This window comes from Streptomyces sp. NPDC102360 (genome assembly GCF_044766085.1).
Taxonomy (GTDB): Bacteria; Actinomycetota; Actinomycetes; order Streptomycetales; family Streptomycetaceae; genus Streptomyces.
Map to the genome: position 1 here is coordinate 112,393 of NZ_JBIWLG010000015.1, position 24,352 is coordinate 136,744.

Sequence of the window (24,352 nt, forward strand, 5' to 3'; positions counted from 1 at the left end):
GTGAGGTTAGCGGGGCGCTCCGCGGGTGTCGCCCGAGTTTTCCGTTACGCCTGCCCGCGGACGACGCCGGCCACGAACGCGCTGAACGCGCGTGGCGTGACACGGAGGTGACCGAGCCCCGGGTCCTTGGAGTCACGGATGGCGACGGCGCCGGTGGGGGTGGGCGCGGCGACTTCGAGGCAGTCGCCGCCACTGCTGCCGCTGTAGCTGGACTTCTGCCAGGTGGCGCCGTCCAGTGCGGCGCACTCGATGCATTCGCCGCCATTGCTGCCGCTGTACGACGACTTACGCCACGTTGCGGTGTCCATACCGGGTCTCCATTACGCGAATGATCAGTGCTGCCGATTCCCGAGGGGAGAGGGCGTCCGCCTGTAGGCGAGCGTAACCGACCGAACGTTCCCTGATCACTTGTGGGTTGGCGGTCATGTGCCCCGCCGTGTAGCTCGCGCTGTAGTAGAGGTCCGGGTCGCCGTCGAAGCGCAGCAGGGTGAACGTACCCATCATGCCCGCGTGCTGGCCCGAGGCGAACGGCAGGACTTGGAGCTCCCGGCAGTCCAACAGCCGCGCCAGTTGCCTTCGCATGACGTCGGGGCCGCCGATCTCCCGGTGCAGCACCGACTCGTCCAGCACCACCCACAGGGCCGGTGGTTCGGGGCGCTGCAAGATGAGCTGGCGCTCCATTCGGGCGGCGACGGCAACTTCCAGGCTGCCGTGGTCCTCGGCGGAGAGCACGGCCCGCGCGTACTCCTCCGTCTGCAACAGCCCGTACACCAGCTGGCACTGGAACGTCGAGATGTACGTGGCCCGCGCCTCAAGTTCCGCGTACGCCTGAAACCAGGTCGGAAGTTGGCTTCGCAGCACCAAGCCCACCAGGCCCGAGAAGAAGCCGTCCGTGCCCAGCGCCGCGTCCACCCGCTCGCTGAAGTCACGCGTCGGCACCTTCTTGGCGCACTCGATCTGGCCGATCAGCGAACCCGTGCAGAAGACGCAATCGCCCAACTGCCCCAGTTTCAGGCCCGCCTCCTCCCGGCGGCGACGCAGCTCGAACCCGTAGTAGTCGAGCCTCGAGGCGCCAGGGTCGAGGTCACGGCGGATGTTCGGCATGGGCGGTCACCCCAGACGTGCAACGCCTCGCGGCGTTTCGATCACGACGTAGCCGAGAGTAATCGAACCACTTCACGCTGGTGACATGAATCACGTAACTGATGCCCCGGAAGCGGGACTTGCCGAGTCCTACGGTTTCGGTCTCACCGTGGGTGAGCACAGCGCCCGGCACCTGCGTCGCATCCTGCGGATCCACCTCGGGGTGTGGGAGCTGCAAGAGCTCGCCGACGACGCCGAACTCGCGCTGACGGAGCTGGTCGCCAACGTCGTCCGCCATGTGCCGGGGCGGCGCTGCACGGTGCGGATGATGCGGGCCGGCGCAGGGGTGCGGGTCGAGGTGGCCGACGCGCACCCCGCGCTGCCCGAGCCGCGGGACCGCCGTGAATGCGCCGAGTCGGGCCGGGGGCTGACCATCGTCGCGGCCGTGGTCGACCGGTGGGGTGTGGTGCCGCACCGGTCGCCCCGTACCGGGAAGACCGTCTGGTTCGAGTGCCACGCGAAGAGGGCGCGCCACGCACTCGCGTGACGCGCCCTCCGCCGGAGCTGCCCGCAGCCCGGCGACCGCCTACCGCACCGACTCGGCCAGTGCCTCCAGTGCCAGGTCCACCCGTACCGGACGGGCTTCGCCGTGGTGCGTGGCGGCCGAGGCGCGGGGCGCGTGGCCCGCCGCGGTGACCGCGAGGACGTAGGAGCCGCCGGCCGGGACGTCGAGGGCGTAGTGGCCCTCGGGGTCGGAGAGCGCCGAACCGGCCTGGCGGCCGCGACGGTCGATCAGGGTCACCTTGGCGCGGGCGACGGGCATGCCCGCCGGGTCCACGACCTGGCCGCGGAAGTGGGCGAGCGCGTCGTCGGCGTGGGCGAGGTTCTGCTCCTCCTCGCTCGTGGCGCGGAGCTGGACCACGGCCACCTTGCGCTTCGGGAGGCCGAGGGCGAGCAGCACGCCGACCGCGACCGCGGCCGTGGCGATGAGGAACGAGACGCGGAAGCCGTGCATCGTCGGGACGGCGACGCCGTTCACGTTGTTCGCGGTGTTGGCGAGGACCATGCCGATGACCGCCGAGGACACCGACGTACCGATGGAGCGCATCAGGGTGTTGAGGCCGTTGGCCGCGCCCGTCTCCGAGGCGTCCACCGCGCCGATGATGAGGGCGGGGAGCGAGGAGTAGGCGAGGCCGATGCCCGCGCCGACGACGACCGCGATGATGATCGTCTGCCAGGCCTCGCTCATCAGGCCGAGGCCCGCGCCGTAGCCGATCGCGATGATCAGCATGCCGAGGATGAGGGTGACCTTCGGGCCGAACTTGGCGGAGAGCCGGGCGTAGACCGGGGCCGTCAGCATCATCGTCAGGCCGAGCGGCGCCACGCACAGGCCCGCGACGACCATCGACTGGCCGAGGCCGTAGCCCGTGGCGGACGGGAGCTGGAGGAGCTGGGGGAGGACGAGCGAGATCGCGTAGAAGGCGACGCCGACCATGATCGAGGCGAGGTTCGTGAGCAGGACCTCACGGCGGGCCGTCGTGCGCAGGTCGACGAGCGGCGCCTTCAGGCGCAGCTCCATCACGCCCCACAGGACGAGGACCACGAGCGCCGCGGCGAACAGGCCGAGCGTCGTGCCGGAGCTCCAGCCCCAGTCGCTGCCCTTGGTGATGGGCAGGAGGAAGAGGATCAGGCCGAGGGTGAGGCCGATCGCGCCCACGACGTCGAAGCTGCCCTGCGCGCGCAGGGGGCTCTCCGGGACGAAGAAGAGGGTGAGCGCCATGGCAACGACGCCGAGGCCCGCCGCACCGAAGAACAGCGCGTGCCAGTCGGCGTGCTGGGCGACGAGTGCGGCCAGCGGGAGCGCGAGGCCACCGCCGACGCCGATGGAGGAGGACATCAGGGCCATCGCCGAGCCGAGCTTCTCGCGCGGCAGCATGTCGCGCATGAGGCCGATGCCGAGCGGGATGGCGCCCATGGCGAAGCCCTGCAGCGCGCGGCCGGCGATCATGACGAGCAGGTTGTCGGTGAAACCACAGATCAGCGAGCCGACGACCATGATCGCGAGGCTCGTGAGGAGCATGCGGCGCTTGCCCGCCAGGTCACCGAGGCGCCCCATGATCGGGGTGGAGACGGCGCCTGCGAGCAGCGTCGACGTCATGACCCAGGTGGCGTTGGAGGGGGCGGTGTTCAGCAGCTCGGGCAGGTCCTTGATCACCGGCACGAGCAGCGTCTGCATGACGGCCACGGTGATGCCGGCGAAGGCGAGGACGGGGACGACGCCGCCGGTGGGGCGGGCTTGAGTCGTCGGCTGGGACATGAAGGAAGGCCTCCGGAAGGCGGTCTGGGTCCACGTATTCGGGACGCGAACGCGCGCCACCGGGTCGGGGCGCGCGTTGTGCGGTCAGCGTGCGGGCAGGTTGTGTGTATGTCGAACCGGTTGGCTGGGGCGACTATTCCGACGGTCGTCGTACGAACGGGATCCTTTACCTCTTCATTACGTCACCGCTCGGTGAACGGCGTTCGTCGAAGTTCCTGACCCAGTGTCAGATTTGGTCTTCCGGTCTACTGGAACGTGTTCTACCGTGCGCCGCATGGGCATCGCCATCACGCAGGAACAGCGGGAACTCGCGGACGCCGTGCGCGGTTGGATCGCGCGCGCCGTACCGCCCGACGAGGTGCGCAAGCTGCTCGACGCCCCGGCCGCCCCCGGCCACCGCCCCTCCTACTGGGACGGTCTCGCCGGGCAGGGACTCCTCGGGGTGCACCTCCCCGAGTCGTACGGCGGCGGGGGCGGGACCCTGCTCGATCTCGCGGTGGTCGTGGAGGAGGCGGGGCGCGCGGCGCTGCCCGGCCCGTTCGCCGGCAGCGTGCTCGCCGCCGAGGTGCTGCGCAGGGCCGGGCGGCGCGAGCTCACCCGCGCACTCGCCGAGGGGGAGCGGATCGGGGCGGTCGCGTTCGGGCCCGGCGGGCTCAGCGCCGTCGCGGGCCCCGACGGGCTCGTCCTCGACGGTACGGCGCCGCCCGTCCTCACCGGCGCCGACGCCGATCTGCTGGTGCTCGCGGCGGAGAGCGCCGAGGGTGTGGTGTGGTTCGCCGTCGACGCCGGGAGTCCCGGGCTCACCGTGCGGGCGCACGAGAGCGGGGACCCCACCCGGCCCACCGCGGAGGTCACGGCGAGCGGGGTGGCCGTCCCGACCGACCGGATCCTGACGAGCCTCGGCGTCACCGTCGTACGCGACCTCGCCTGCGTACTGCTCGCCGCCGACGCCTGCGGCAGCGCGGCCTGGGCGCTGCACGCCGCGGCCGAACACGCCAAGGTGCGCGAGCAGTTCGGGCGGCCCATCGGGCAGTTCCAGGGCGTCAAGCACCTGTGCGCCGACATGCTGGTGCGGGTGGAACAGGCCGCCGCGCTCACGTGGGACGCCGCGCGGGCGCTGGAGGACGAGAGCCCCGGTGAGGTGCGCGGGCTCGCCGCCGCGCTCGCCGCGGGAACCGCGCTCGACGCCGCGTACACCTGCGCCAAGGACTGCATCCAGGTCCTCGGCGGCATCGGCTTCACCTGGGAGCACGACGCCCACCTCTATCTGCGCAGAGCCGTCGTCGCCCGCCAGTTGCTCGGCGCGGGGGACGCGCACCGGCTGCGCGCCGTGCGGCTCGCCGAATCCGGCGTGCGCCGCGAGCTGCGATTCGAGCTGCCCGCCGAGGCGGAAGGGCACCGGGAGGCGGCCCGGAGCGTCATCGAGGGGGCGCGGGGGCTCGACCCGAAAGCCGCGCGGCAGGCCCTCGCACCGACCGGATACGCGGCGCCGCATCTGCCGCCCCCGTACGGGCTCGGCGCCGGGCCCGTCCAACAGCTCGCCGTGCAGCAGGAGTTGAAGGCGGCCGGGGTGAGGCTCAGCGACCTCGGCATCGCCACGTGGGTCGTGCCCTCCCTCATCTCGTACGGCACCCAGGAGCAGCGCGACCGGTATCTCCCGGCGACCCTGCGCGGCGAGACGCTGTGGTGCCAGCTGTTCTCGGAGCCGGGGGCCGGATCCGACCTCGCCTCGCTGCGTACGCGGGCGGAGCGGATGCCCGACGGGCGGTGGCGGATCAACGGGCAGAAGGTGTGGACGAGCGCCGCGCAGTGGGCGGACCACGGCATCCTGCTCGCCAGGACCAACCCGGACGCGCCCAAGCACAAGGGCCTCACCTACTTCGTCCTCGACATGAAGAACACCGAGGGCATCGACATCCGGCCGCTGCGCGAGATCACCGGCGACTCGCTCTTCAACGAGGTCTACTTCGACGACGTGGTGCTGCCCGCCGACGCCGTGGTCGGCGAGGTCGACGACGGCTGGCGGGTCGCCCGGCACACGCTCGGCAATGAACGGGTGCACATGGCCGACCAGTTGACCTTCGACACGGGTCTGGAGGCGCTGCTCGCGCGCGCCGGCGACCTGGACGGCGCGTACCGGGCGAGGATCGGCGCGCTCGCCGCGGAGGCGCACGCCCTCGGCTGTATCGGCCTGCGTACGACCATGCTCCAGGTCGCGGGCGCGGAACCGGGAGCGGGCGCCTCGGTCAGGAAACTGGTGCAGACCCCGCACCAGCAGAAGGTCGCGGAACTCGCCCTCGAACTCCTGGGCCCGGCAGGCGCGTTGCGCGAGGGCCCAGGAGAGCGGGCCCTCCACGGGTTTCTGCTGTCCCGCTGTCTGACGATCGCGGGCGGGACGACTCAGGTGCAGCTCAACGTCGTGGCCGAGCGGATTCTTGGTCTGCCTCGTGACTGATCTCGTCGGCGGGTGACTCCTCCGGGCGGGCGTTCCTGCCCGGAACGGTCTTCACGAACTTCAGGCCGACCACGCAGAGGATGATCCCCGCGAGGAAGACGATCTTCATCGGGTTCGCCTGCTCGTCGCCCGTCACCATCGCGTAGGTCACGGTCAGCGCGGCCCCGATGCCGATCCACACCGCGTAGGCGACGCTGATCGGGATCTTCTTCATCGAGAAGGCGAGGCCGGCCATCGAGATGATCAGTCCGACGACGAAGACGATCGTCGGGCCGGTTTCGGAGAAGTTCTTGGAGTGCCCGAGCGCGGTGGCCCAGACGGCCTCGAAGACGCCGCTGATGACGAGGATTCCCCATGCCATGGTCAGCTCACCGCCTTCAGGCCCACAACGCAGCCGATCAGGCCGACCAGCAGCAGGCTCTTCGCGGGGGTCGCCTTCTCCTGGCCGCGCACGATCGCGTACAGGGCGGTCAGTACGGCGCCGATGCCGACCCACACGGCGTACGAGGTGCCGGTCGGCAGCTCGTGCATGGCATGGGCCAGGCCGGCCATGGAGCCGGTCAGGGCGACGATGAAGATCACGGTGGGGACGGGGCGTCTCAGGCCGTGGGACGCGCCCAGCGCGGAGGCCCACACCGCCTCGAGAACCCCGGAGAGGATCAGGACAACCCACGGCACGACGGACTCACCTTCCAAGGCAGTCTTGTCGCTCAGCGGGTACTGCTCCCTCGTCCGCGAGCCCTTGATGAGGGCTTGATTTCTGTATAGCAAGCTTCGTGAGAAGGGGCAAACGCGAGGTAAAGGGGCCTGTGGGCGCCCGGCCCGTATGGTCGCCCCGTGGAGCTGAAACACCTCACCGGATTCGTGGCCGTCGCCGAGGAACTGCACTTCGGCCGCGCCGCCGAGCGCCTGCACATCGCCCAGTCGCCGCTCAGTCAGCAGATCAAGCTGCTCGAACGCGATCTGGGCGTGAAGCTCTTCGACCGCACCACCCGCACCGTCCGCCTCACCTCGGCGGGGCAGGCGCTCGTCGAGCCGGCCCGGAAGCTGCTCGCGGACGCCTCCGCCGTGCACCGGACGGTGCGGGCCGCGCACCTGGGCGAGGTCGGCCGGGTCTCGGTCGGCTTCGCCGGGGCCAGCAGTTACGCGGCGCTGCCGCTGCTCACCCGCGCCGTCACTTCCCAACTGCCAGGTATCGAGCTGGTGTTGGAGGGGCAGACCTACAGCGGCGAGGCGCTGCGCCGGATCACCGACGGCACCCTCGACATCGGCTTCGTGGCGCTTCCGGTGCGGCGCGGTATCACCGCCCGCGTCGTCCGCATGGAGCGCCTCGTCCTCGCCCTGCCCGACAGCCACCCGCTCGCGGACCGCACCGAGGTCCCCGTGCGCGCGCTCGCCGACGAGCCCATCGTCACCTTCCCGCTCTCCCGTGAGTCCGCGGTGCGGGACGCCATGGTGCAGGCGTGCCACGACGCCGGGTTCGCGCCCCGGATCGCGCAGGAGGCCCCGGACTCGTACAACATGCTGGCGCTCGTCGGTGCGGGTGTCGGTGTCGCGGTCGTCGTCGAGTCGGCGCGCAACATCCACCTGGAACATGTGGTGTTCCGGCCGCTGGCCGGGGGCGAGGTGCCGGTCCTGCCGATCGCGCTCGGCTGGCGCGGCGGCAACCCGTCGGCGGCGCTGCAGGCGGTGCTGCGGGTGGCGCGGGACGTGCTGCCGACGCCCGAGGACGCCCCGGCGGCTGCGGAGCCCGGCAGCTGATTGCGCGCGATCGCAGCTCAATCGGCCCCGGAATTGGTCTTGGACAGCGCCTAATGCGTGGGGGCAGAGTGATCCGCGTCTCGCGACGGAGCGTGCACGGGCCGCGGTGTCCGCACCACACGGGCGGGACCCGCCGCACCGAGAGGACGCTCGCATGCCGCACGACGCCCCCGCGCAGCCCGCCACCGACCCCGCCCCGGACCCCGCTCTCGCCAAGGACGCCCGCCGCGCCGGAGTCACCGCGTTCGTCGGCACCACCATCGAGTGGTTCGACTTCTACATCTACGGATCGGCGTCCGCGCTGGTCCTCGGCAAGATCTTCTTCGCCGACGCCTCGCCCGCCGTCGGCACGCTCGCCGCCTTCGCCACGTTCTGGGTCGGCTTCCTCGCCCGCCCCCTCGGCGGCCTGATCTTCGGGCACTTCGGTGACAGATACGGCCGCAAGAAGGCCCTGATCACCACGCTCACCATGATGGGCGGCGCCACGTTCTGCGTCGGGCTGCTCCCCGGCTACGACCGGATCGGGGCCGCCGCGCCGATCCTGCTCGTACTCCTGCGCATGATCCAGGGCGTCGCGATGGGCGGCGAATGGGGCGGCGCCGTGCTCATCGCCACCGAGTACGCGCCGCCCAAGCGGAAGCTGCTGTACGGGGCGTTCGCCCAGCAGGGCTCGCCGGTCGGCAATCTGCTCGCCACGCTCTCCTTCCTCGGGATCGCCCAACTCCCGGACGCCGCCTTCGAGTCGTGGGGGTGGCGGCTGCCGTTCCTGTTCTCCGCCGTGCTCGTCGCGGTCGGGCTGTTCATTCGGCTGAAGCTCGCAGAGACGCCCGAGATGCGGGCCGCGCTCGCCCGCAACAAGCCGGTCAAGCTGCCCATCAAGACCGTGCTGAGTCGCTATCCGCTGCTGGTGTTCCTGGGGGTGCTCGCGGGGACCGCCGGGGTCGCCATCACCTATGTGAAGACGACGTTCGCGTTGTCGTGGGCCACGTCCGACCTGGACTTCGACCGGTCGACGTTCCTCACCGTCATCGCGCTCGCGCTCGTGGTGCAGGTGATCGTGCAGCCCTTCGGGGCAGTGCTGGCGACCAAGTGGCCGGTGCGCAAGGCGGTGTTGTGGATGCTGCTCCCCGAATTCTTCGTGCTGCCGGTGATGTTCATGCTGGTCGGCACCGGCAACTTCTGGCTCGCCGTCCTCGGCATGGGGCTCGCCACCTTCCCGCACGCCATGTACTACGCGGCGCTCGCCGGGATCCTCGCGCGTGTCTTTCCCGTCGAGGTCCGGTACACCGGTATGTCGTTGTCGTACCAGCTGTGCACGACGCTGTTCGCCGGTACGGCGCCGATCGTGTCCCAGTACCTGTTGACGTCCGTCGGGTCGATCTGGCCGGTGGTGGGGCTCGGCCTGGCCTATACGGCGATCACGTTGGCGGGCGTGCTCCCGCTCCTGGCCCGCACGGGTGAGCGCACCCCGACGTCCCCTACGCCACGGGGCTCCGCCCCGGCCCCCGCGCCTCAATCGCCGGCGGGGCTGTAAAAGACCGGGGCTCCGCCCCGCACCCCCCCCGCGCTTCAATCGGCGGAGCCCTAAAGACCGGGGCTCCGCCCCGTACCCCGCTCCTCAAACGCCGGAGGGGCTGGAAATGTGGGGCGCTCTGCCCCTGCCTTGCCGCGTCTCGCCCATGGGCGGGGCCGGATGAATCGGCGGCGCGGGGCACATCAAGCCCCTGCGGCGATTGAGCAGCGGGGTACGGGGCGGAGCCCCGATCTTTCAGCCCCGCCGGCGATTGAGGCGCGGGGTCCGGGGCGGAGCCCCGTGGCCGTGACCACTTCCACCTGAACCGACCTGGAGGCCCCATGAACTACGCCCACCGTGACCCCGTCCTCCGCCCCCTCCTCGACCGCGTGCTGTCCGCCGCGGACCGCGACCGGGTCGAACCGCTCCTCGCCGAACTCGGAGAGCTCGCCGCCGGGGACCTCGACCGCCAGGCCGCGCTCGCCGACGCCAACCCGCCGCGGCTCGTCCCGTACGACCCGGACGGCGAACGGATCGACGAGGTCGCCTTCCACCCCGCCCACGACAAGCTGGCGGCCATCGCCTACGAACGCTTCGGCCTCGCCGCGATGTCCCACAGGCCCGGCGTCCTCGGCTGGCCCACCAAGGTCCCGCACACCGTCAAGTACGCCCTGTCCTACCTCTACGTACAGTCCGAGTTCGGCATGGCCTGTCCGCTGTCCATGACCGACTCCGCCGCCCGCATCCTGCGCCTCTTCGACCCCGAGCGGTACGCCGACGAGATCGCGGCCCTCTCCTCCACCGACCCCGAACTCCGCTCCACCGGCGCGATGTTCATGACGGAGAAGCAGGGCGGAACGGACGTCGGCCTGACGGAGACCGTCGCCACCGACCAGGGCGGCCACTGGACCCTCACCGGCAGGAAGTGGTTCGCCTCGAACCCGTCCGCCGATGTCGTCCTCACCCTCGCCCGCGTCCCCGGCCAGGGCGAAGGCACGCGCGGCCTCGGCATGTTCCTCGTGCCGCGGCTGCGCCCCGACGGCACGCGCAACGCCCTCCGTATCGACCGTCTCAAGGACAAGCTGGGCTCGCGCTCCATCGCGAGCGGAGAGGTCACCTTGGACGAGGCGTATGCGACTCCCGTCGGTCAACTCGCCCATGGGTTCCGGCAGATGGCCGAGATGCTCAACGTCTCCCGCCTCTCCAACGCCATGCGCGCCACAGCCCTGATGCGCCGCGCCGTCCGCGAGTCCGTCGACCACACCCGCGAGCGCCACGTCTTCGGCAAGCCCCTCTTCGACCAGCCGCTGATGCGGGCCACGCTGCTCCCGATGATCCTCGACACGGAGGCCGCGCTGCACCTGGTGCTTGAAGCGGCGGTCCGGCTCACCGCCGCCGACGAAGGTGACGCGGAGGCCCGCGCGCTCGTCCGCGTCCTCACCCCCCTCGCCAAGCACACCCTGTGCAAGCGCGCCCGCACCGTCACCGGTGAGGCCATGGAGATCCGCGGCGGCAACGGCTACATCGAGGACCGGGTCAACCCGCGCCTCGTCCGCGACGCCCACCTCGGCTCCATCTGGGAGGGCTCCTCGAACGTCATCGCCCTCGACGTGCTGCGCTGCATGCGCCGCCAGAACGCCCACCACACCCTCGCCGGCACGTACGGCGACCGGGCGGGGACCCGTGACCGCTGGGAGCTCCTCCGCAAGAAGGGCGACGCGCTCCTCGCACTCCCGGCGGACGAACAGGAGGCGCGCATCGGCCGCTACGCCGACGAACTCACCCGCGCCGTCATGGAGACGCTCCTGTACGAGCAGGCCGAGCACGCCGCCCGTACGAGCGGAGACGGCCGCGCGCTGCTCGTCGCCCGCGCGTACACGGCGCTCGCCGACGACCCGGACGCGCTGCCCCGCACCGCCCTGGACCACTTCGCCGCGCTGGCCGACGGTGGACAGGTCCCGCTCGCCGAGATCCAGGAGGCCCACCGTGCCTGAGATGCCGCTGACCGGCATGAAGGTCGTCGACCTGTCGAAGATCCTCGCAGGTCCGTACGTCACCATGTCCCTCGCCGACCTCGGCGCCGACGTCATCAAGGTCGAGCACCCCGAGGGCGGCGACCCCACCCGCTCCTGGGGCCCACCCTTCAACGGCCCCGACGCCACCTACTACTTGGCGGCCAACCGCAACAAGCGCTCGGTGACCCTCGACCTCAAGTCGGAGGCAGGGCAGGAGGCCGTGCACCGGATGCTCGCCGACGCGGACGTCATGGTGGAGAACTTCCGCCCGGGATCGTCCCTCGCCGGCCTCTTCGACTTCCGTGAGCTGAGCGCCCGCTACCCGCGCCTGGTCATCCTGCACATCTCGGCCTTCGGCGACACGGGCCCCCTGCGCGACGAGCCGGGCTACGACATGGTGGCGCAGGCGTCGGCGGGACTGATGTCGCTCACCGGCGAGCCCGACGGACCCCCGGTCAAGGCGGGCTACGCGATGGGCGACCTCGGAGCCGCCCTCTTCGGCCTGATCGGCGTGAACGCGGCCCTGGTCGAACGCGAGCGCACGGGCCGCGGCCAGTACGTCACGACCTCCCTCTATGAGTCCCAGCTCGCCCTGCACATCAACTGGGCGACGGGCTACTTCGCGACGGGCGAGCGGCCCACGCGCCTCGGTTCGGGCCACCCCAGCCTCGTCCCGTACCAGGCGTACCGGGCCGCCGACGGACACTTCGTGATCGCGGTCGGCAACGACGCGCTCTTCCGCCGCCTCGTGACCGCCCTCGGCCACCCGGAGTGGGCGGACGACGACCGCTTCGTGAGCAACCGGGACCGGGTGACGCACCGCACGGCCCTGAACGCCAAGCTGGAGGCGGTCCTCGTCGACGAGCCGGTGGCCCACTGGGTGGATCTGCTGAAGCCTCTCGGTGTACCCGTCACTCCCATCCGCACCCTCGACGAGGTCTACGACTGCCCGCAGACGGCGGCCCTCGACATGGTGCAGAAGGTCGACCACCCGGACGTGGGGCCGCTGGAGCAGGTCGCGTTCCCCGTCACCTTCCGCGGCGCCCGCCCGGCGGTGCGCTCGGCGCCGCCGACGCTGGGCCGGCACAGCCGGGAGGTACTGGCCGAAATCGGGTACGGGGAGGCGGAGATCGACCGCTTGCTGGGTCTCTGAGCCGCCCTGAGCCCTTCCGTCGGAAGGCCCACCCTGTCACTATCTGACGATCCGTCAGTTAACCAGCGAAGGCGGAGTGGGCAGCGGCAGGAGGGGTGCACAGCCATGAAGTCGTACATCGTCGGTGTCGGCATGACCAGGTTCGAGAAGCCCGAGACCAGGGACTGGCAGTACTGGGACATGGTGAAGGAGGCGGGCACCACGGCCCTCGCCGACGCCGGGATCTCCTACGCGGACGTCCAGCAGGCCCCCGTCGGCTACTGCTTCCAGGCGTCGACGGCGGGCCAACGCGCCGCCTATGAACTGGGGTTGACCGGCATCCCGGTCTACAACGTCAACAACAACTGCGCGACGGGTTCGACGGCGCTGATGATGGCCCGCCAGTTCGTCGAGGGCGGGATCAGCGACTGCGTGCTCGCGCTCGGCTTCGAGAAGATGCAGCGCGGCGCGCTCGGGGGAGGGGCCGACGGAGGGGACTTCAAGACGTCCCCCGTCGCCCGGCACTACGGGATCATGGCGGCCCGCCACGGCTTCGAGATGACGCCGCCCACCGCCCAGATCTTCGGCGACGCGGCCCGCGAGCACATGGAGCGGTACGGCACGACCGAGGCCCAGTTGGCGGCGGTGGGCGCCAAGAACCACCGGCACTCGGTGAACAACCCGTACGCCCAGTTCCAGGACGCGTACACGGTCGACGAGATCCTCGCCGCCAAGGCCATCCACACGCCGCTGACGAAGCTCCAGTGCTCGCCCACCTCGGACGGCGCGGCAGCGGCGGTCGTCGTATCGGAACGCTTCGTGGAGGAACGGGGCCTGGGCGACAAGGCGGTGGAGATCGCGGCCCAGTCGATGACCACGGACACGGAGGAGTCCTTCGCGTCCGGATCATGCATCGACGTGGTCGGTCAGCCGATGTCGCGGGAGGCGGGACGGCAGGTCTTCGAGGCCTCCGGGGTCGGCATCGAGGATGTGGACGTCGTCGAGCTGCACGACTGCTTCTCCATCAACGAACTCCTCACGTACGAGGCGCTCGGCATGTGCGCCGAGGGCGAGTCCGGCAAGCTCGTGGAGTCGGGCGCGACGACGTACGGCGGGAAGTGGGTGGTGAACCCCTCCGGCGGCCTCATCTCCAAGGGCCACCCGCTGGGCGCCACCGGCATCGCCCAAGCCGCCGAGCTGACCTGGCAGTTGAGGGGTGAGGCGGGCCCACGCCAGGTCCCTGACGCCCGGACCGGCCTCGCCCACAACATCGGCCTCGGCGGCGCGGCGGTCGTGACGATGTTGCGTCGGGGGTGAACGCGGCCCATCAGCTCCACAGTCCTTCCGGAGGCAGCCGCAGCGCGTAGGTGATGTCCGCTCCGCCGACCGTGAGGAGTCCGTCGGGGGTGAGGGCGAGGGCGTCGGCCTGTTGGAGGAGGGGAAGGGCGCGGGTGCGGCCGCTGGAGACGTGGGTCAGGTGCAACTGGGCGTCGTCCCAGGCGGTTGCCAGGACCGGGCCCGCGGGAGTGCCGGCGGCGGCAAGGGCGGTGACCAGCGCGGGCCGCTGTTCGATGGGCCCCGGCATCGGGTCGCTGCCGACGGCCCACAGTCGAACGGTCCCGTCCGTCGCGGCGGAGAAGACCAGGTCGATGTCGTCCTCCACCAGGCGCAGACAGGTGGCGGCGGAGACGGGCGCCTCGTGGAGCCGCATCGCTCGCGGCAGCGACCGGAACGTGGTCAACGGCCAGACGTGCACGGTCCCTTGCGTGTCGCCGATCACCGCGGTCGTCGCCCGCGGGTCGGAGCCCAGGGCGGTGGGGAGCACGGGGCGGGGGCCCAGGGCGGCCTGTCCGTGGTACGCGGCGATCTCGGCCGCGACGGGAGCGTCGGGTGTCGCGGGCAGCAAGGTGCCCCGGTCGTCCAACAGCAGGCGGTCCGCGGCCATATGGGACGGGCGGGCGGTGCGTGGCGCCGGCAGCGTCCCGGTGCTCCGGCCGGTGGCCGGGTCCAGGACGTGCGGGGTGCCGGGCGGCGCGGCGGCGGCCACGGTGCCGTCGGCGAGCGCGGCAAGGGCCGTGACGGGGAGGTCCGACCGTGCCCACACGGTGGGCAGCGGGTACTCCATGGCCAGTGGCCGCAGGGCGGTGGCCAGGTCGGCATCGCGGGTGAGGGCGGCGGTGTGCAGGAACGCGGCACGCTGAGCCGCCCCGTGCTCACGGGCGGACAGCTGTGGGGCGGCCAGGGGCCACACCGCACGCAGCGAGGGCGGGGCAGGGGAGTCCGGGTCGGTGAGGGACGCACTGATCGCCGCGGCCGAGCCGTGCAGGAGGAAGCCCGGCTCGCTCAGCAGCTCCTGTACCGCGTCGTGGTCCGGTGCCTGGTCCAGGATCTGTTCGCACACCTGGCGCGGGGCCCGGACCCAGTCGGCGCGACCGTCCGCGGTGCGGGGCACGGAGGCCAGGAGGGCGGCGAAGCCGGCCTGCGGCTGCGGCGGTTCGAAGACAGCGCACCTCAGGTCGATGTTCTTCGCCCCGATGTTCTTCGCCTCGCCCGGGAACAGCGCCTCGTCAGCGGTTTCGATGGCCATCCGGACGTGCTCAAGACGCAGCAGCGGAGCCAGCAGGCTCCCTACGACCGTCTCCGGACCGCGGGCGAGATGCAGGTCGGGTACGACCAGCAGCAGCGGACGCGGATCATCCGCCACCCGCTTCAGCAGGCGGTGCGCAGGCTGTGGGCCGTAGCCCAGTTGACGTCCCAGCTCCCAGGCCGTGCCGTCGACGTCGAGTCCCCGCGCGGGCACCGTGGCATGCACGGTGGTGCCCGGACCGTCGCCCCAGTCGGCGAGGAAGCGGGCAAGCATGTGGCTCTTGCCGCTGCCCCGCGCTCCGGTGACCCGGCAAAGTCGGGACGAACCGTCCGCGACCCAGTCCAGCAGCTCCTGTGCCGGTGTCGTATCAACGATCTCGCTGCTCGTACCCACTGACGGCTCCCCCTACTGCTGTTGCTGCTCGGCGGCCTCGCGCAGCCGCCGGATCCCCTCGGCCCGCGAGGCGACGCTCTCCCCATAGGGGAAGTTGTGCGTCATCTGCGCCTTGGGAAAGACCTGGCCGAGCCACAGTGCGCAGTAGTGGCCGGGCATGAAGCACGCCTCCAGCTCGGTGTGGATGCGCAGCACCTGCTCGGCTTTGAGACCCGCGGCGCCGAGCTGCTCCCACAGCCTCTCCTCGGGGTGGACGCCGATGGCACCCGACGCGGTGACGATCTGCTTCTCGCCCTGGCCGTTGAGGATTTCGAAGGCGGTGAACCACTCGGCGCTCGCGGTGTCGCGGATGTCGTCGAGGACCAGCGGCCACCAGTTCTCGCGCTGCGCGAAGGCCTCCGGGTCGATGGAGCGCAGGCGCTCCTCCAGGCGCGTGTACGCCTGCTCGGCACGCGGCGGGTCATCGGTGGTCAGAATGGTGCGCAGCGCCCGATCCAGCTCGGTGAGGGAATCGGCGAAGGCCTCGGGAGACGAACTGACGAAGCGCACGTCCTCCTCCCAGTCCAGCAGTACGGCCCGCACCGCCCCGTCCCGGTCGGCGCACAGTTCGAAGCCCCCGTCGCTCCCCAGGCGCGCCCACGCCTCGCAGTCCTCGCGGACGACCTGCCGGTCCACGGTGGCCGCGTACTCGCCCAGTACCACCGGCTCGTCGGCCTGAGTCGCGAAATACGGTCCCACGCGCAGCGGCAGCACAAGCCGCGCGACGCGGCGCACACCGACGGGCACGTCGAGCGGATTCCCGGCGGCCGTGGCGCCGAAGGACCTGTGAACCTGGGCATCATTCAAGGGGGAGACTCCAAATTTTCGAGTCACTACGCGGGGATTCCTTCTTCAACGTATTCCAGCATGCGCCGCCACGTGGAGTCCTCGTCACCGACCGAGGTGGGATCGGTTTCCTGCATCCGGCCGAGAATCCGGGCGGCAGCACCTGTTGTGTCCGTGAACTCGCCGGCTGCGCCAAAATCGTAATTCTCGCGCTCTTCCTCGAGCAGGCAGAGGAAATATGCGAACGAGTGGATACTCGCATTGAGGGGGTAGATTTCAGTGCCGCCGTCCGGCAGGCAGTAGACGGTTCCGGTCCCGCCGTCCACCGCAATCCCGTCGTAGGGGATTTCACCCAGCGAGATCCAGTCGGCCGCCGTCGGAGGGTTTCGGCGTGTGTCACCCCGGCGAGTTGTGCTTCGTCGAGTGTGACCATGTCGGACGGCTCGAAGTGCCGCTCCATGGTTTCGCGGTCAATGAGCGGAGGCATGTGTGCTGTCTTTCCAATCCGGCGGTGTCAGGCGTGGTCATTTACCCTTTTTGCGCAGGTCGCCCAGGTAATTCTCCATTCCCTGGTTCCCGCGAATCTGGGACTCCTTCGACGTGCCGTATTCTACGTTCACGTTCCGTGTACAGTTCGGAAATTTTATGGGTGGCGCCGGACTGAATCGAAGGTATCCCAAGTACCCGTTCGGAATGCACGGGGGATCTGCTGCGCCCTGCGAGGATGAACTCGTCTTCGCCGCCCTGCTTTCCGTACCTGACCGCGGCGTAGTTGTTGCTGCTGAACTTGGAATCTCCGGACGTTTTGTCCTTCGTGTAGTTTCCGTAGCTCTTGTCCGAGTGGCGCGCCAGTTGTGTGGCCCTGGACAGGTCGGTGCCGCCGAGGGCGACCTGTGTGGAATCCTTCTGCGGCCGCGCCTCGCCCTTTTTCCTGTTCGGCAGTCCGAACTTTCCCCGCGGGCGGGGCTGGGTTGTGTTGTCGGCGTTGAGCTGCAGGATGCCCAGGCGCTTCTTGTCGCTGTCGCTCAGGGTCTGCTTCTTGCCGTCGCCCCCGAGCCGCGTCACGTTCCCCTTGTCGTCGTGGTGGTACACCGGGGCGGGATCCCGCTTCTTCCCGATCTCGTCCAGCGACAGGCCCTAGGCCCCTGGACCTATGACCCACGGCGGAAACGGGTCCGGCGAAATCCCGATGTACGGGGTGCCGGGCGGCTGGGACCATGACACGCATGGCCCAGACTCCCCCCGATGCCGCTTCCGAAGCGGCCTCCGACGACGCGATACGTTCCCGTGGCCGCGCTGCCGCCGCCCCGCCCGCCTGGCTGGTGGTGGCCGTGGCCTGCGCCGGGCAGTTCCTCGTCGTCCTCGACGTGTCCGTGGTGAACGTGGCGCTGCCGTCGATGCGCACCGACCTCGGGCTCAGCGCGAGCGGGCTGCAGTGGGTGGTGAACGCGTACTCGATCGCCTTCGCGGGCTTCATGCTGCTCGGCGGCCGGGCCGGCGACCTCTTCGGCCGCAAGCGGATGTTCCTGGTCGGGCTCGGCCTGTTCACGCTCGCGTCGCTCGCGGGCGGGCTCGCGCAGGAGGGCTGGCAGCTGCTGGCGGCGCGCGCGGTGCAGGGCCTGGGGGCGGCGGTCCTCGCGCCCTCCACCCTCACGATCCTCACCTCCGCCGTCCCGGAGGGCGCCGCGCGGGCGCGGGCCATCGCGACGTGGACGGCGGTCGGCGCGGGCGGCGGCGCGGCCGGCGGGCTCGTCGGCGGCGTCCTCACCGAGGGGCTGAACTGGCGCTGGGTGCTGCTCATCAACGTTCCGCTGGGCGCGGTCGTCCTCGCGGCCGCCGCCCGCTGGATCAAGGAGTCCCGCGCGGGCGGCGAACGCCGGCTCGACCTGCCCGGCGCGGTCCTCGTGACGGCGGGCACGGCGGTCCTCGCGTACGGCATCGTGCAGACGGAGGAGCAGGGCTGGGGTGCCGCGGTGACGCTGGTGCCACTGGGCATCGCGCTCCTCCTGATCGTCGCGTTCCTGCTGGTGGAGGCGCGCACCCGCCTCCCGCTGATGCCTCTCGGCCTGTTCAAGGTGCGCTCGGTGGCGGTCGCGAACGCGGCGATGTTCGTGTGCGGCATGGGCTCGTTCGCCATGTGGTTCTTCATGACGCTGTACGCGCAGAACGCGCTCGGCTACACGCCGATCGAGGCGGGCTTCGCGCTGGTGCCGAGCTCGCTGGCGGTGGTGCTCGGCTCGAAGTTCGCACCGCGCCTGATGCCCCGTTACGGCGCGCGGAACGTGGCGGTGGTGGGCGTGCTCGTGACCGCGGCCGGATTCCTGTGGCAGTCGACGATGACCGCGGACGGCGGTTACGTCACCACGATCATGCTGCCCGGAATCGTGATGATGGCGGGGGCCGGCTGCGCGATGACCCCGCTGGCCTCGCTGGCGACATCGGGCGCCGCGCCCGGCGACGCGGGCCTGGTCTCCGGCCTCGTCAACACGTCCCGCACCCTGGGCGGTTCACTCGGCCTGGCCATCCTCTCAACGGTGGCGACGAGCCGCTCCGCAGGTTCGACGGACCCGACGTCACTGACCCACGGCTACGCGGCCGCGTTCGCGGTGGGCTCGGCCATCCTGGTGGTGGCCGCGGCGGTCCTCCTGACAGGCATACGCAAACCAAGCCCCGCCGCCGATTGAGGCGCGCGACCCGGCCAATATCAAGCCCCGCCGGCGACTGAGGCGCGGGGTCCGGGGCGGAGCCCCGTGACCGCAACCCCGTTACAGCCACCCGTTCTCGGCGGCCGCCATCCGCGCCTCCGCCCGATTCCGCGCCCCCGTCTTCCCAATCGCCGCCGACAGGTAATTCCGCACGGTCGACTCCGACAAATGCAACTCCCCGGCAATGTCGGAGACGGTCGCCCCGCCCGCCGCCGCCCGCAACGCATCCGCCTCCCGCGCGGTCAACGGATTCGGCCCGGTGCCGAGCGCCGCCGCGGCGAGCGCCGGATCGACCACCGTCTCCCCCCGCAGCACCTTGCGGATCGACTCGGCGAGCTCCTCGACAGGGCCGTCCTTGACGAGGAACCCCGCCGCCCCGGCCTCCATCGCCCGCCGCAGATACCCGGGCCGCCCGAACGTGGTCAGGATCAGCACCCGGCAGTCCGGCACCTGCTCGCGCAGCTCCGCCGCGGCGTCGAGCCCGCTGCGGCCGGGCAGCTCGATGTCGAGCAGCGCCACATCGGGCCGGCACGTGAGCGCCGTGTCGACGATGGTGTCGCCGGCCGAGATCTGGGCGACGACCTCCAGGTCCGGCTCAAGACCGAGCAGCAGCGCGAGCGCGCCCCGCATCATGCCCTGGTCCTCCGCGAGGAGTACGCGGATGCTCTTGGCCGGGCGGTGGTCCTGCGGCATCTCCGTCACGGAAGAGAGATTACGGGGACCGGGGGCGCTGGGCGGCGTCACGCGGGCGCGGCGAGCGCGCCGCCGGTCGCCGGTTCCCGTTCGTCGGCCGGCAGCTCCGCCCGGACCTCGAAGCCGCCGTCCGGCCCCTCGCCCGCTTCCAGTGAGCCGCCCGCCGCGGCGAGCCGCTCGGTCAGGCCCTTGAGGCCGGTGCCGGGCGTGGTGGTCGGGGCGGGGCCCGCCCCGTCGTCCGTGACCCGCAGCCGGACCCTCCCCCAAGCACTCGAATCCGCTCGAGCAGGGGGTGCCCCCTTGGCCGTGCCCTCGACGGTGATCGTGCAGGTGGTGGCCGCGCTGTGCCGGACGGCGTTCGTGACCGCCTCCCGTACCACCCACCCGAGCAGCGCCTCCGTGCGCGCCGACAGGGGCGGGCCCGACTGCCGTACGACGGGTTCGATGCAGGCCGCGGAGAGGGCGGAGCGGGCCCGGTCGAGCTCCAGGGCGAGGCTGCCCTCGCGGTAGCCGGTGACCGCCTCGCGGATCTCGGTGAGCGCCTGCCGCCCCACCGCTTCGATGTCGGTGACCTGTTCGAGCGCCGCGTCCATGCTGCGCGGCGCGAGCCGCCGCGCGGCCTCCGACTTCACCACGATCACGGACAAGGTGTGGCCCAGCAGATCGTGCAGATCGCGGGAGAAGCGCAGGCGTTCCTCGGCCACCGCGCTGCGCGCCAGCTCCTCCCGGGTCGCGCGCAGCTCACGTACGGTCTCGCCGAGCGAGAGGATCGCCGCGGTCACCATGGTGGACAGGAAGGTGCCGTAGCCGATGGTCACCCCCGCGCTCGGGCTCTGCGCACCGGCGACGGCGCCGCCGAGCGAGGAGAGGACGATGGCGACCTTGGCGAGGTGCCGCCCCCGCATCGCGGCCCCGACCGCGAGCCCGAGCAGCGGGAAGAACGCCACCCAGCTGCCGCCGTACAGACCCGCGAGCGTGCACGTCACGACGGTCATCGCGAGCAGCGCGAGGCGGGTGGAGAGGGCATCGCGGGTGATCGGGACGAAGGACCGGAACGCCACGTAGATGTAGAGGGAGTTGAAGATCAGCAGGCCGATGCCGCCGACCCAGGGGTTCGGTGTCTCGCCCTGGAGGAGGTTCGAGAGCGCCCCGAGGCCGAGGAGCAGCCAGGGCAGCAGCGTGTATCCGTTCACCCGTGCGCCGCCGATGCCGGCGACCGGCCAGACCTGCTTGTCCGGCCTGTCGTCGCATTTCCGGCCGGCAGCCTTCGTCCTCGATGTCATGCCGAAAGCGTACGAAGGGGTGCCCGCTCGCGGGCAGGACCGCTTGTCCCTGGTTCGCCGGTACAAATGTCACCGCCGCCCTCCCGAGCTCCCGTCTGACGCATCGTCAGGAAAATGCGCCCCGGCCCTTCCCAAGCCATGCGCTCTTGGCTATACATGGGGCGCCGGGGGAATTGGAACAGGTTCTACCCGGCCCGTGACGACCTCGGTGCGGCCGACGGTGCGGACGGTCGCACCGAGGTCTTCGACCCGCCTTAGGAGCGCTTGCCTCTATGCCCATCGACGCCGCGAAGGCCGTAGCCGCAGAGCCCAGGTCCGCCGAGATCACCTGGGACCACAAGGACATCCAGCTCTACCACCTGGGCCTCGGCGCCGGCCGCCCCGCCACCGACCCCGACGAGCTGCGCTACACGCTCGAGTCGAAACTGCACGTCCTGCCGAGCTTCGCGACCGTCGCGGGCGCCGGCATGGGCGTCGTCGGCGGCCTGTCCGCACCCGGCATCGACGTGAACCTCGCGCACGTGCTGCACGGCGGCCAGACCATCGAGCTGCACCGCCCCATCCCGGTCAAGGGCAGGGCCACGACCACCTCGCGGGTCGCCGCCGTGTACGACAAGACCAAGGCGGCCGTGCTCGTGCTGCGCAGCGAAGTCGCCGACGCGGACGGCCCGTTGTGGACGGCCGACTCCCAGATCTTCGTCCGCGGAGAGGGCGGATTCGGCGGTGACCGCGGCCCCTCCGAGCGCCTGGAAGTCCCTTCCCGCGAACCCGACCGCACCGTCGAACGGACCATCCGCGAGGACCAGGCCCTCCTCTACCGGCTCTCCGGCGACTGGAACCCGCTGCACGCCGACCCGGAGTTCGCCAAGCTGGCCGGCTTCGACAAGCCGATCCTGCACGGCCTGTGTTCGTACGGGATGACGCTCAAGGCGGTCGCGGACACGGCCCTCGGCGGCGACGTCTCCCGCATCACCCGCTACAGCACGCGCTTCGCCGGGATCGTCTTCCCCGGCGAGACGCTGCGCGTCCGCATGTGGGAGCAGCCGGGCCGCGTGCAGGTGACGGTCACCGCGGCGGACCGCGAGGACGCTCCGGTGCTCGCGGACACCCTCGTCGACCACAACTGACGCAACCAGCAGGCAGATCGATCGCGAAGGAGCCGCACGCCATGCGAGCAGCCGTACTGCACGAGATAGGCCAGGACAAACTCGAGGTACTGGACGACGTCGAGGCGGTCGGCTTCGGCCCCGGCAAGGTGCGGGTCCGGCTGCGCGCCACGGGCCTGTGCCACTCCGACGTCTCCGCGATGAACGGGGTGCTGCCGCAGCCGGCCCCGTTCATCCCCGGCCACGAGGGCGCGGGCGAGATCGTCGAAGTCGGTGACGGAGTAACGAACCTGACGTCGGGTCAGCGGGTCCTGATGTGCTGGCTGCCCGCCTGCGGCAGCTGCCCCGCCTGCAAGCGCGGCCAGACCGAGCTCTGTCTCGCCGGATTCATGAACGCGGGCACCCCCAACTTCAAGCGCCCCGGCGGTGACGTCTTCGGCTTCGCCGGGACCGGCACCTTCACCGAGGAGGTCGTGGTCAACGCGGCCTGCGCCGTGCCGATCCCCGACGACGTGCCGTTCGACATCGCGGCGCTCATCGGCTGCGGCGTCACCACCGGGCTCGGCGCGGCCATCAACACGGCCGACGTGCAGGCGGGTTCGTCCGTCGCCGTCATCGGCTGCGGCGGCGTCGGCATCTCCGCGATCCAGGGCGCGCGGCTCAAGGGGGCGGCGGAGATCGTCGCCGTGGACCCGGTGGAGTCGCGGCGCGCGTCCGCCCTCAAGTTCGGTGCGACGAAGGCGATCTCACCGGACGAACTGGCCGACGCCAAGCAGAACATCACGGGTGGCGAGGGCTTCGACTACGTCTTCGAGGTCGTCGGCAAGTCCGCCACCGCCCGCACGGCGTACGAGACGACGCGCCGCGGCGGCACGCTCTGCGTGGTCGGCGCCGGGGCCATGGACGACTTCCTCCAGCTCAACATGTTCGAGCTGTTCTTCGACGAGAAGAAGATCCTGCCGTCGATGTACGGCGGGGGAGACGTCCTGCAGTCCTACGAACGGGCCATCTCGCTGTGGCGGGCGGGCCGCATCGACCTGGAGTCCCTGATCACGCACCGGGTGCCCCTGGCGGAGATCAACGAGGCCCTCGACCAGATGCGCACGGGCGTCGCACTGCGCACCTGTATCGAGCTGTAGGCCGGGCATTTCAAGCCCCGCACTTGTGACGAGAGCCCGCGGGGTCCGGGGCAGAGCCCCGTGCCCGCAACACCGTCGTGGCGCACACGAACCAAGGGAGCCGACTGCATGTCAACCCCGCTCAACGGCCTCACGGCCATAGTGACCGGCGCCGGCCGCGGCCTCGGCCGCGCCGAGGCCCTCGAACTCGCCCGCCTCGGCGCCAACGTCGTCGTCAACGACTTCGGCCAACCCGGCCGCGACGGCTCCGGCGAGGCCACGACCGGCCCCGCGGAGCAGGTCGTCGCGGAGATCGAGGCTGCGGGCGGAACCGCCACCGCCCACACCGGCGACGTCGCCGACCACCAACAGGCCCGGGAACTCGTCCAGTTGGCGATCGACACGTACGGTCAACTGGACATCCTCGTCAACAACGCCGGCATCCTCCGCGACCGCATGATCTTCTCGATGACCGAGGAGGAGTGGGACTCGGTCATCCACGTCCACCTCAAGGGCCACTACAACACCAGCCACTTCGCGGCCCGCCACTGGCGCGAGGCCTCGAAGGCGGCCGGCGCCCCGGTCTACGGGCGCATCATCAACACCTCGTCCGAGGCCTTCCTCGCGGGCTCGGCCGGTCAGCCCAACTACGCCGCCGCGAAGGGCGGCATCGTGGGGCTCACCACCTCCACCGCGCTCGCCCTCGCCAAGTACGGCGTCACCGCCAACGTCATCTGCCCCAGGGCCCGTACGCGGATGACGGAGGACGTCTTCGCCGGATTCGCCGAGCCGGAGGACGGGCTCGACCCGCTCGCGCCCGAACACGTCGCCCCGCTCGTCGGCTACCTCGCCGCGCCCGCCGCCGGGAACGTCAACGGCCAACTGCTCGTGGTGCACGGCGGCATGGTCGCCGTCGTCGACCGGCCCAGGGTGCAGGCGAAGTTCGACACGGCCAAGGACGCGTTCACGTACGACGAGCTCGACGCGCTGCTCACCCCGCACTACAAGGACCGGCCCCCGAACGAGACGTTCGCGGCAGCGGAGGTGCTCGGCCTCAAGCACGGCTGAGCCCGGCCGACCGCCATCGACACGACACGACACGACTGAGGGGCCCGGCTTCCGCCGGGCCCCTCAGAGATACGTTTCCTCACATCGAGTGTCGAGCGTTACGCCTCGTCGGCGCGCGCCCCACGGTGCCGCCCGCGCGGCCTCGATTCCTGGTCGCCGCCCGTCATGGGCGGCGAGGACACCTCGCCGCGGTGCCGACCCGAGCCGACCCGCGCATGGCGCGTCGTCTCCGTGTCGAACTCGACATGCGTGCCGTTGCCTTCCGCCATCGGAACATTCACCCCGTAAACACGTACAA

At 71.0% G+C, this 24,352-nt stretch carries 22 protein-coding genes, 1 pseudogene and 1 riboswitch; of the genes and pseudogenes, 11 read left to right on the top strand and 12 right to left on the bottom strand.

All coding sequences use genetic code 11. From position 1 onward, the window contains the following. Positions 1-44: 44 nt before the first annotated feature. A complete protein-coding gene (locus tag ACIRHA_RS38185) occupies positions 45-308 on the bottom strand; it encodes a DUF397 domain-containing protein (protein WP_403855545.1) in 264 nt (87 codons plus the stop codon). Continuing rightward, on the bottom strand, positions 286-1,104 hold the full coding sequence (locus ACIRHA_RS38190) for a helix-turn-helix transcriptional regulator (RefSeq protein ID WP_403855547.1): 819 nt from the start codon (positions 1,102-1,104) through the stop codon (positions 286-288). The genes ACIRHA_RS38185 and ACIRHA_RS38190 overlap by 23 nt, the downstream gene beginning before the upstream one ends. A gap of 85 nt (positions 1,105-1,189) precedes the next feature. Between ACIRHA_RS38190 and ACIRHA_RS38195 the strand changes: the two genes are divergently transcribed. After that, positions 1,190-1,630, top strand: coding sequence for an ATP-binding protein (locus ACIRHA_RS38195; RefSeq protein ID WP_403855549.1), 441 nt, complete (start codon positions 1,190-1,192; stop codon positions 1,628-1,630). A gap of 39 nt (positions 1,631-1,669) precedes the next feature. On the opposite strand, the gene ACIRHA_RS38200 is transcribed toward ACIRHA_RS38195, so the two are convergent. After that, positions 1,670-3,400, bottom strand: coding sequence for an MFS transporter (locus ACIRHA_RS38200; protein ID WP_403855551.1), 1,731 nt, complete (start codon positions 3,398-3,400; stop codon positions 1,670-1,672). A 274-nt stretch (positions 3,401-3,674) separates the two neighbouring features. On the opposite strand from ACIRHA_RS38200, the gene ACIRHA_RS38205 reads away from it, so the two are divergent. Beyond that, positions 3,675-5,855 (top strand): acyl-CoA dehydrogenase, encoded by a 2,181-nt coding sequence (locus tag ACIRHA_RS38205; RefSeq protein WP_403855552.1) that lies wholly within the window; start codon positions 3,675-3,677, stop codon positions 5,853-5,855. Here the strand turns inward: ACIRHA_RS38205 and ACIRHA_RS38210 are convergent. Beyond that, entirely contained in the window at positions 5,812-6,216 is a 405-nt protein-coding gene (locus ACIRHA_RS38210) for a DMT family transporter (RefSeq protein ID WP_403855554.1), read from the bottom strand. The two genes, ACIRHA_RS38205 and ACIRHA_RS38210, sit on opposite strands and share 44 nt — an antisense overlap. 2 nt (positions 6,217-6,218) lie before the next feature. Next, positions 6,219-6,533 carry a DMT family transporter gene (locus ACIRHA_RS38215; RefSeq protein WP_403855556.1) on the bottom strand — a complete coding sequence of 105 codons (315 nt, stop codon included), beginning with the start codon at positions 6,531-6,533 and terminating at the stop codon, positions 6,219-6,221. A gap of 14 nt (positions 6,534-6,547) precedes the next feature. Continuing rightward, positions 6,548-6,613: riboswitch (guanidine-III (ykkC-III) riboswitch) on the bottom strand. Positions 6,614-6,692: 79 nt separating this feature from the next. Here ACIRHA_RS38215 and ACIRHA_RS38220 point away from each other — a divergent pair. The 5 genes from ACIRHA_RS38220 (at position 6,693) to ACIRHA_RS38240 (ending at position 13,593) form a co-directional block, all read left to right on the top strand. Beyond that, complete coding sequence (locus ACIRHA_RS38220; RefSeq protein ID WP_403855558.1) at positions 6,693-7,616, top strand: LysR substrate-binding domain-containing protein; 924 nt, start codon at positions 6,693-6,695, stop codon at positions 7,614-7,616. 154 nt (positions 7,617-7,770) lie between these two features. Next, complete coding sequence (locus ACIRHA_RS38225) at positions 7,771-9,150, top strand: MFS transporter (RefSeq protein WP_403855560.1); 1,380 nt, start codon at positions 7,771-7,773, stop codon at positions 9,148-9,150. A 320-nt stretch (positions 9,151-9,470) separates the two neighbouring features. Beyond that, entirely contained in the window at positions 9,471-11,123 is a 1,653-nt protein-coding gene (locus ACIRHA_RS38230) for an acyl-CoA dehydrogenase family protein (RefSeq protein ID WP_403855562.1), read from the top strand. 1 nt (position 11,124) lies between these two features. Beyond that, positions 11,125-12,297: a CaiB/BaiF CoA transferase family protein gene (locus ACIRHA_RS38235; RefSeq protein ID WP_403855663.1), complete on the top strand. Its 1,173-nt coding sequence runs from the start codon at positions 11,125-11,127 to the stop codon at positions 12,295-12,297. Positions 12,298-12,402: 105 nt separating this feature from the next. Further along, the gene (locus ACIRHA_RS38240) at positions 12,403-13,593 is read left to right on the top strand and encodes a lipid-transfer protein (RefSeq protein ID WP_403855564.1); all 1,191 of its coding nucleotides are present in this window, start codon (positions 12,403-12,405) and stop codon (positions 13,591-13,593) included. A gap of 10 nt (positions 13,594-13,603) precedes the next feature. Here ACIRHA_RS38240 and ACIRHA_RS38245 read toward each other — a convergent pair whose 3' ends face one another. The 4 genes and pseudogenes from ACIRHA_RS38245 to ACIRHA_RS38260 all read right to left on the bottom strand — a co-directional run bounded on the left by ACIRHA_RS38245 (position 13,604) and on the right by ACIRHA_RS38260 (position 17,173). Further along, on the bottom strand, positions 13,604-15,256 hold the full coding sequence (locus ACIRHA_RS38245; protein ID WP_403855566.1) for a WD40 repeat domain-containing protein: 1,653 nt from the start codon (positions 15,254-15,256) through the stop codon (positions 13,604-13,606). A gap of 12 nt (positions 15,257-15,268) precedes the next feature. Next, entirely contained in the window at positions 15,269-16,102 is an 834-nt protein-coding gene (locus ACIRHA_RS38250; RefSeq protein ID WP_403855568.1) for a nucleic acid/nucleotide deaminase domain-containing protein, read from the bottom strand. A 26-nt stretch (positions 16,103-16,128) separates the two neighbouring features. Then, positions 16,129-16,479 (bottom strand): annotated as a pseudogene (locus ACIRHA_RS38255) (SUKH-4 family immunity protein); the annotation flags it as partial. Between the two features lie 130 nt (positions 16,480-16,609). Continuing rightward, a complete protein-coding gene (locus tag ACIRHA_RS38260) occupies positions 16,610-17,173 on the bottom strand; it encodes a hypothetical protein (protein WP_403855570.1) in 564 nt (187 codons plus the stop codon). Positions 17,174-17,307: 134 nt separating this feature from the next. Here ACIRHA_RS38260 and ACIRHA_RS38265 point away from each other — a divergent pair, with 134 nt between their 5' ends. Beyond that, the gene (locus tag ACIRHA_RS38265) at positions 17,308-18,765 is read left to right on the top strand and encodes an MFS transporter (RefSeq protein ID WP_403855572.1); all 1,458 of its coding nucleotides are present in this window, start codon (positions 17,308-17,310) and stop codon (positions 18,763-18,765) included. Positions 18,766-18,846: 81 nt separating this feature from the next. Here the strand turns inward: ACIRHA_RS38265 and ACIRHA_RS38270 are convergent, their stop codons facing one another. Together ACIRHA_RS38270 and ACIRHA_RS38275 are read right to left on the bottom strand one after the other, a co-directional pair. Beyond that, complete coding sequence (locus ACIRHA_RS38270) at positions 18,847-19,479, bottom strand: response regulator transcription factor (RefSeq protein ID WP_403855665.1); 633 nt, start codon at positions 19,477-19,479, stop codon at positions 18,847-18,849. A gap of 47 nt (positions 19,480-19,526) precedes the next feature. Next, positions 19,527-20,762, bottom strand: a complete 1,236-nt coding sequence (locus ACIRHA_RS38275; RefSeq protein WP_403855574.1) for a histidine kinase — start codon at positions 20,760-20,762, stop codon at positions 19,527-19,529. A gap of 272 nt (positions 20,763-21,034) precedes the next feature. On the opposite strand from ACIRHA_RS38275, the gene ACIRHA_RS38280 reads away from it, so the two are divergent. From ACIRHA_RS38280 to ACIRHA_RS38290, 3 genes are all read left to right on the top strand, one after another. Continuing rightward, positions 21,035-21,889, top strand: a complete 855-nt coding sequence (locus ACIRHA_RS38280; protein ID WP_403855576.1) for a MaoC/PaaZ C-terminal domain-containing protein — start codon at positions 21,035-21,037, stop codon at positions 21,887-21,889. Positions 21,890-21,930: 41 nt separating this feature from the next. Beyond that, on the top strand, positions 21,931-23,007 hold the full coding sequence (locus ACIRHA_RS38285) for a Zn-dependent alcohol dehydrogenase (protein WP_403855578.1): 1,077 nt from the start codon (positions 21,931-21,933) through the stop codon (positions 23,005-23,007). Between the two features lie 108 nt (positions 23,008-23,115). Next, positions 23,116-24,054: a 3-oxoacyl-ACP reductase gene (locus ACIRHA_RS38290; protein ID WP_403855580.1), complete on the top strand. Its 939-nt coding sequence runs from the start codon at positions 23,116-23,118 to the stop codon at positions 24,052-24,054. 98 nt (positions 24,055-24,152) lie between these two features. Here the strand turns inward: ACIRHA_RS38290 and ACIRHA_RS38295 are convergent, their stop codons facing one another. Then, a complete protein-coding gene (locus ACIRHA_RS38295) occupies positions 24,153-24,323 on the bottom strand; it encodes a hypothetical protein (protein WP_403855582.1) in 171 nt (56 codons plus the stop codon). Positions 24,324-24,352 lie beyond the last annotated feature (29 nt).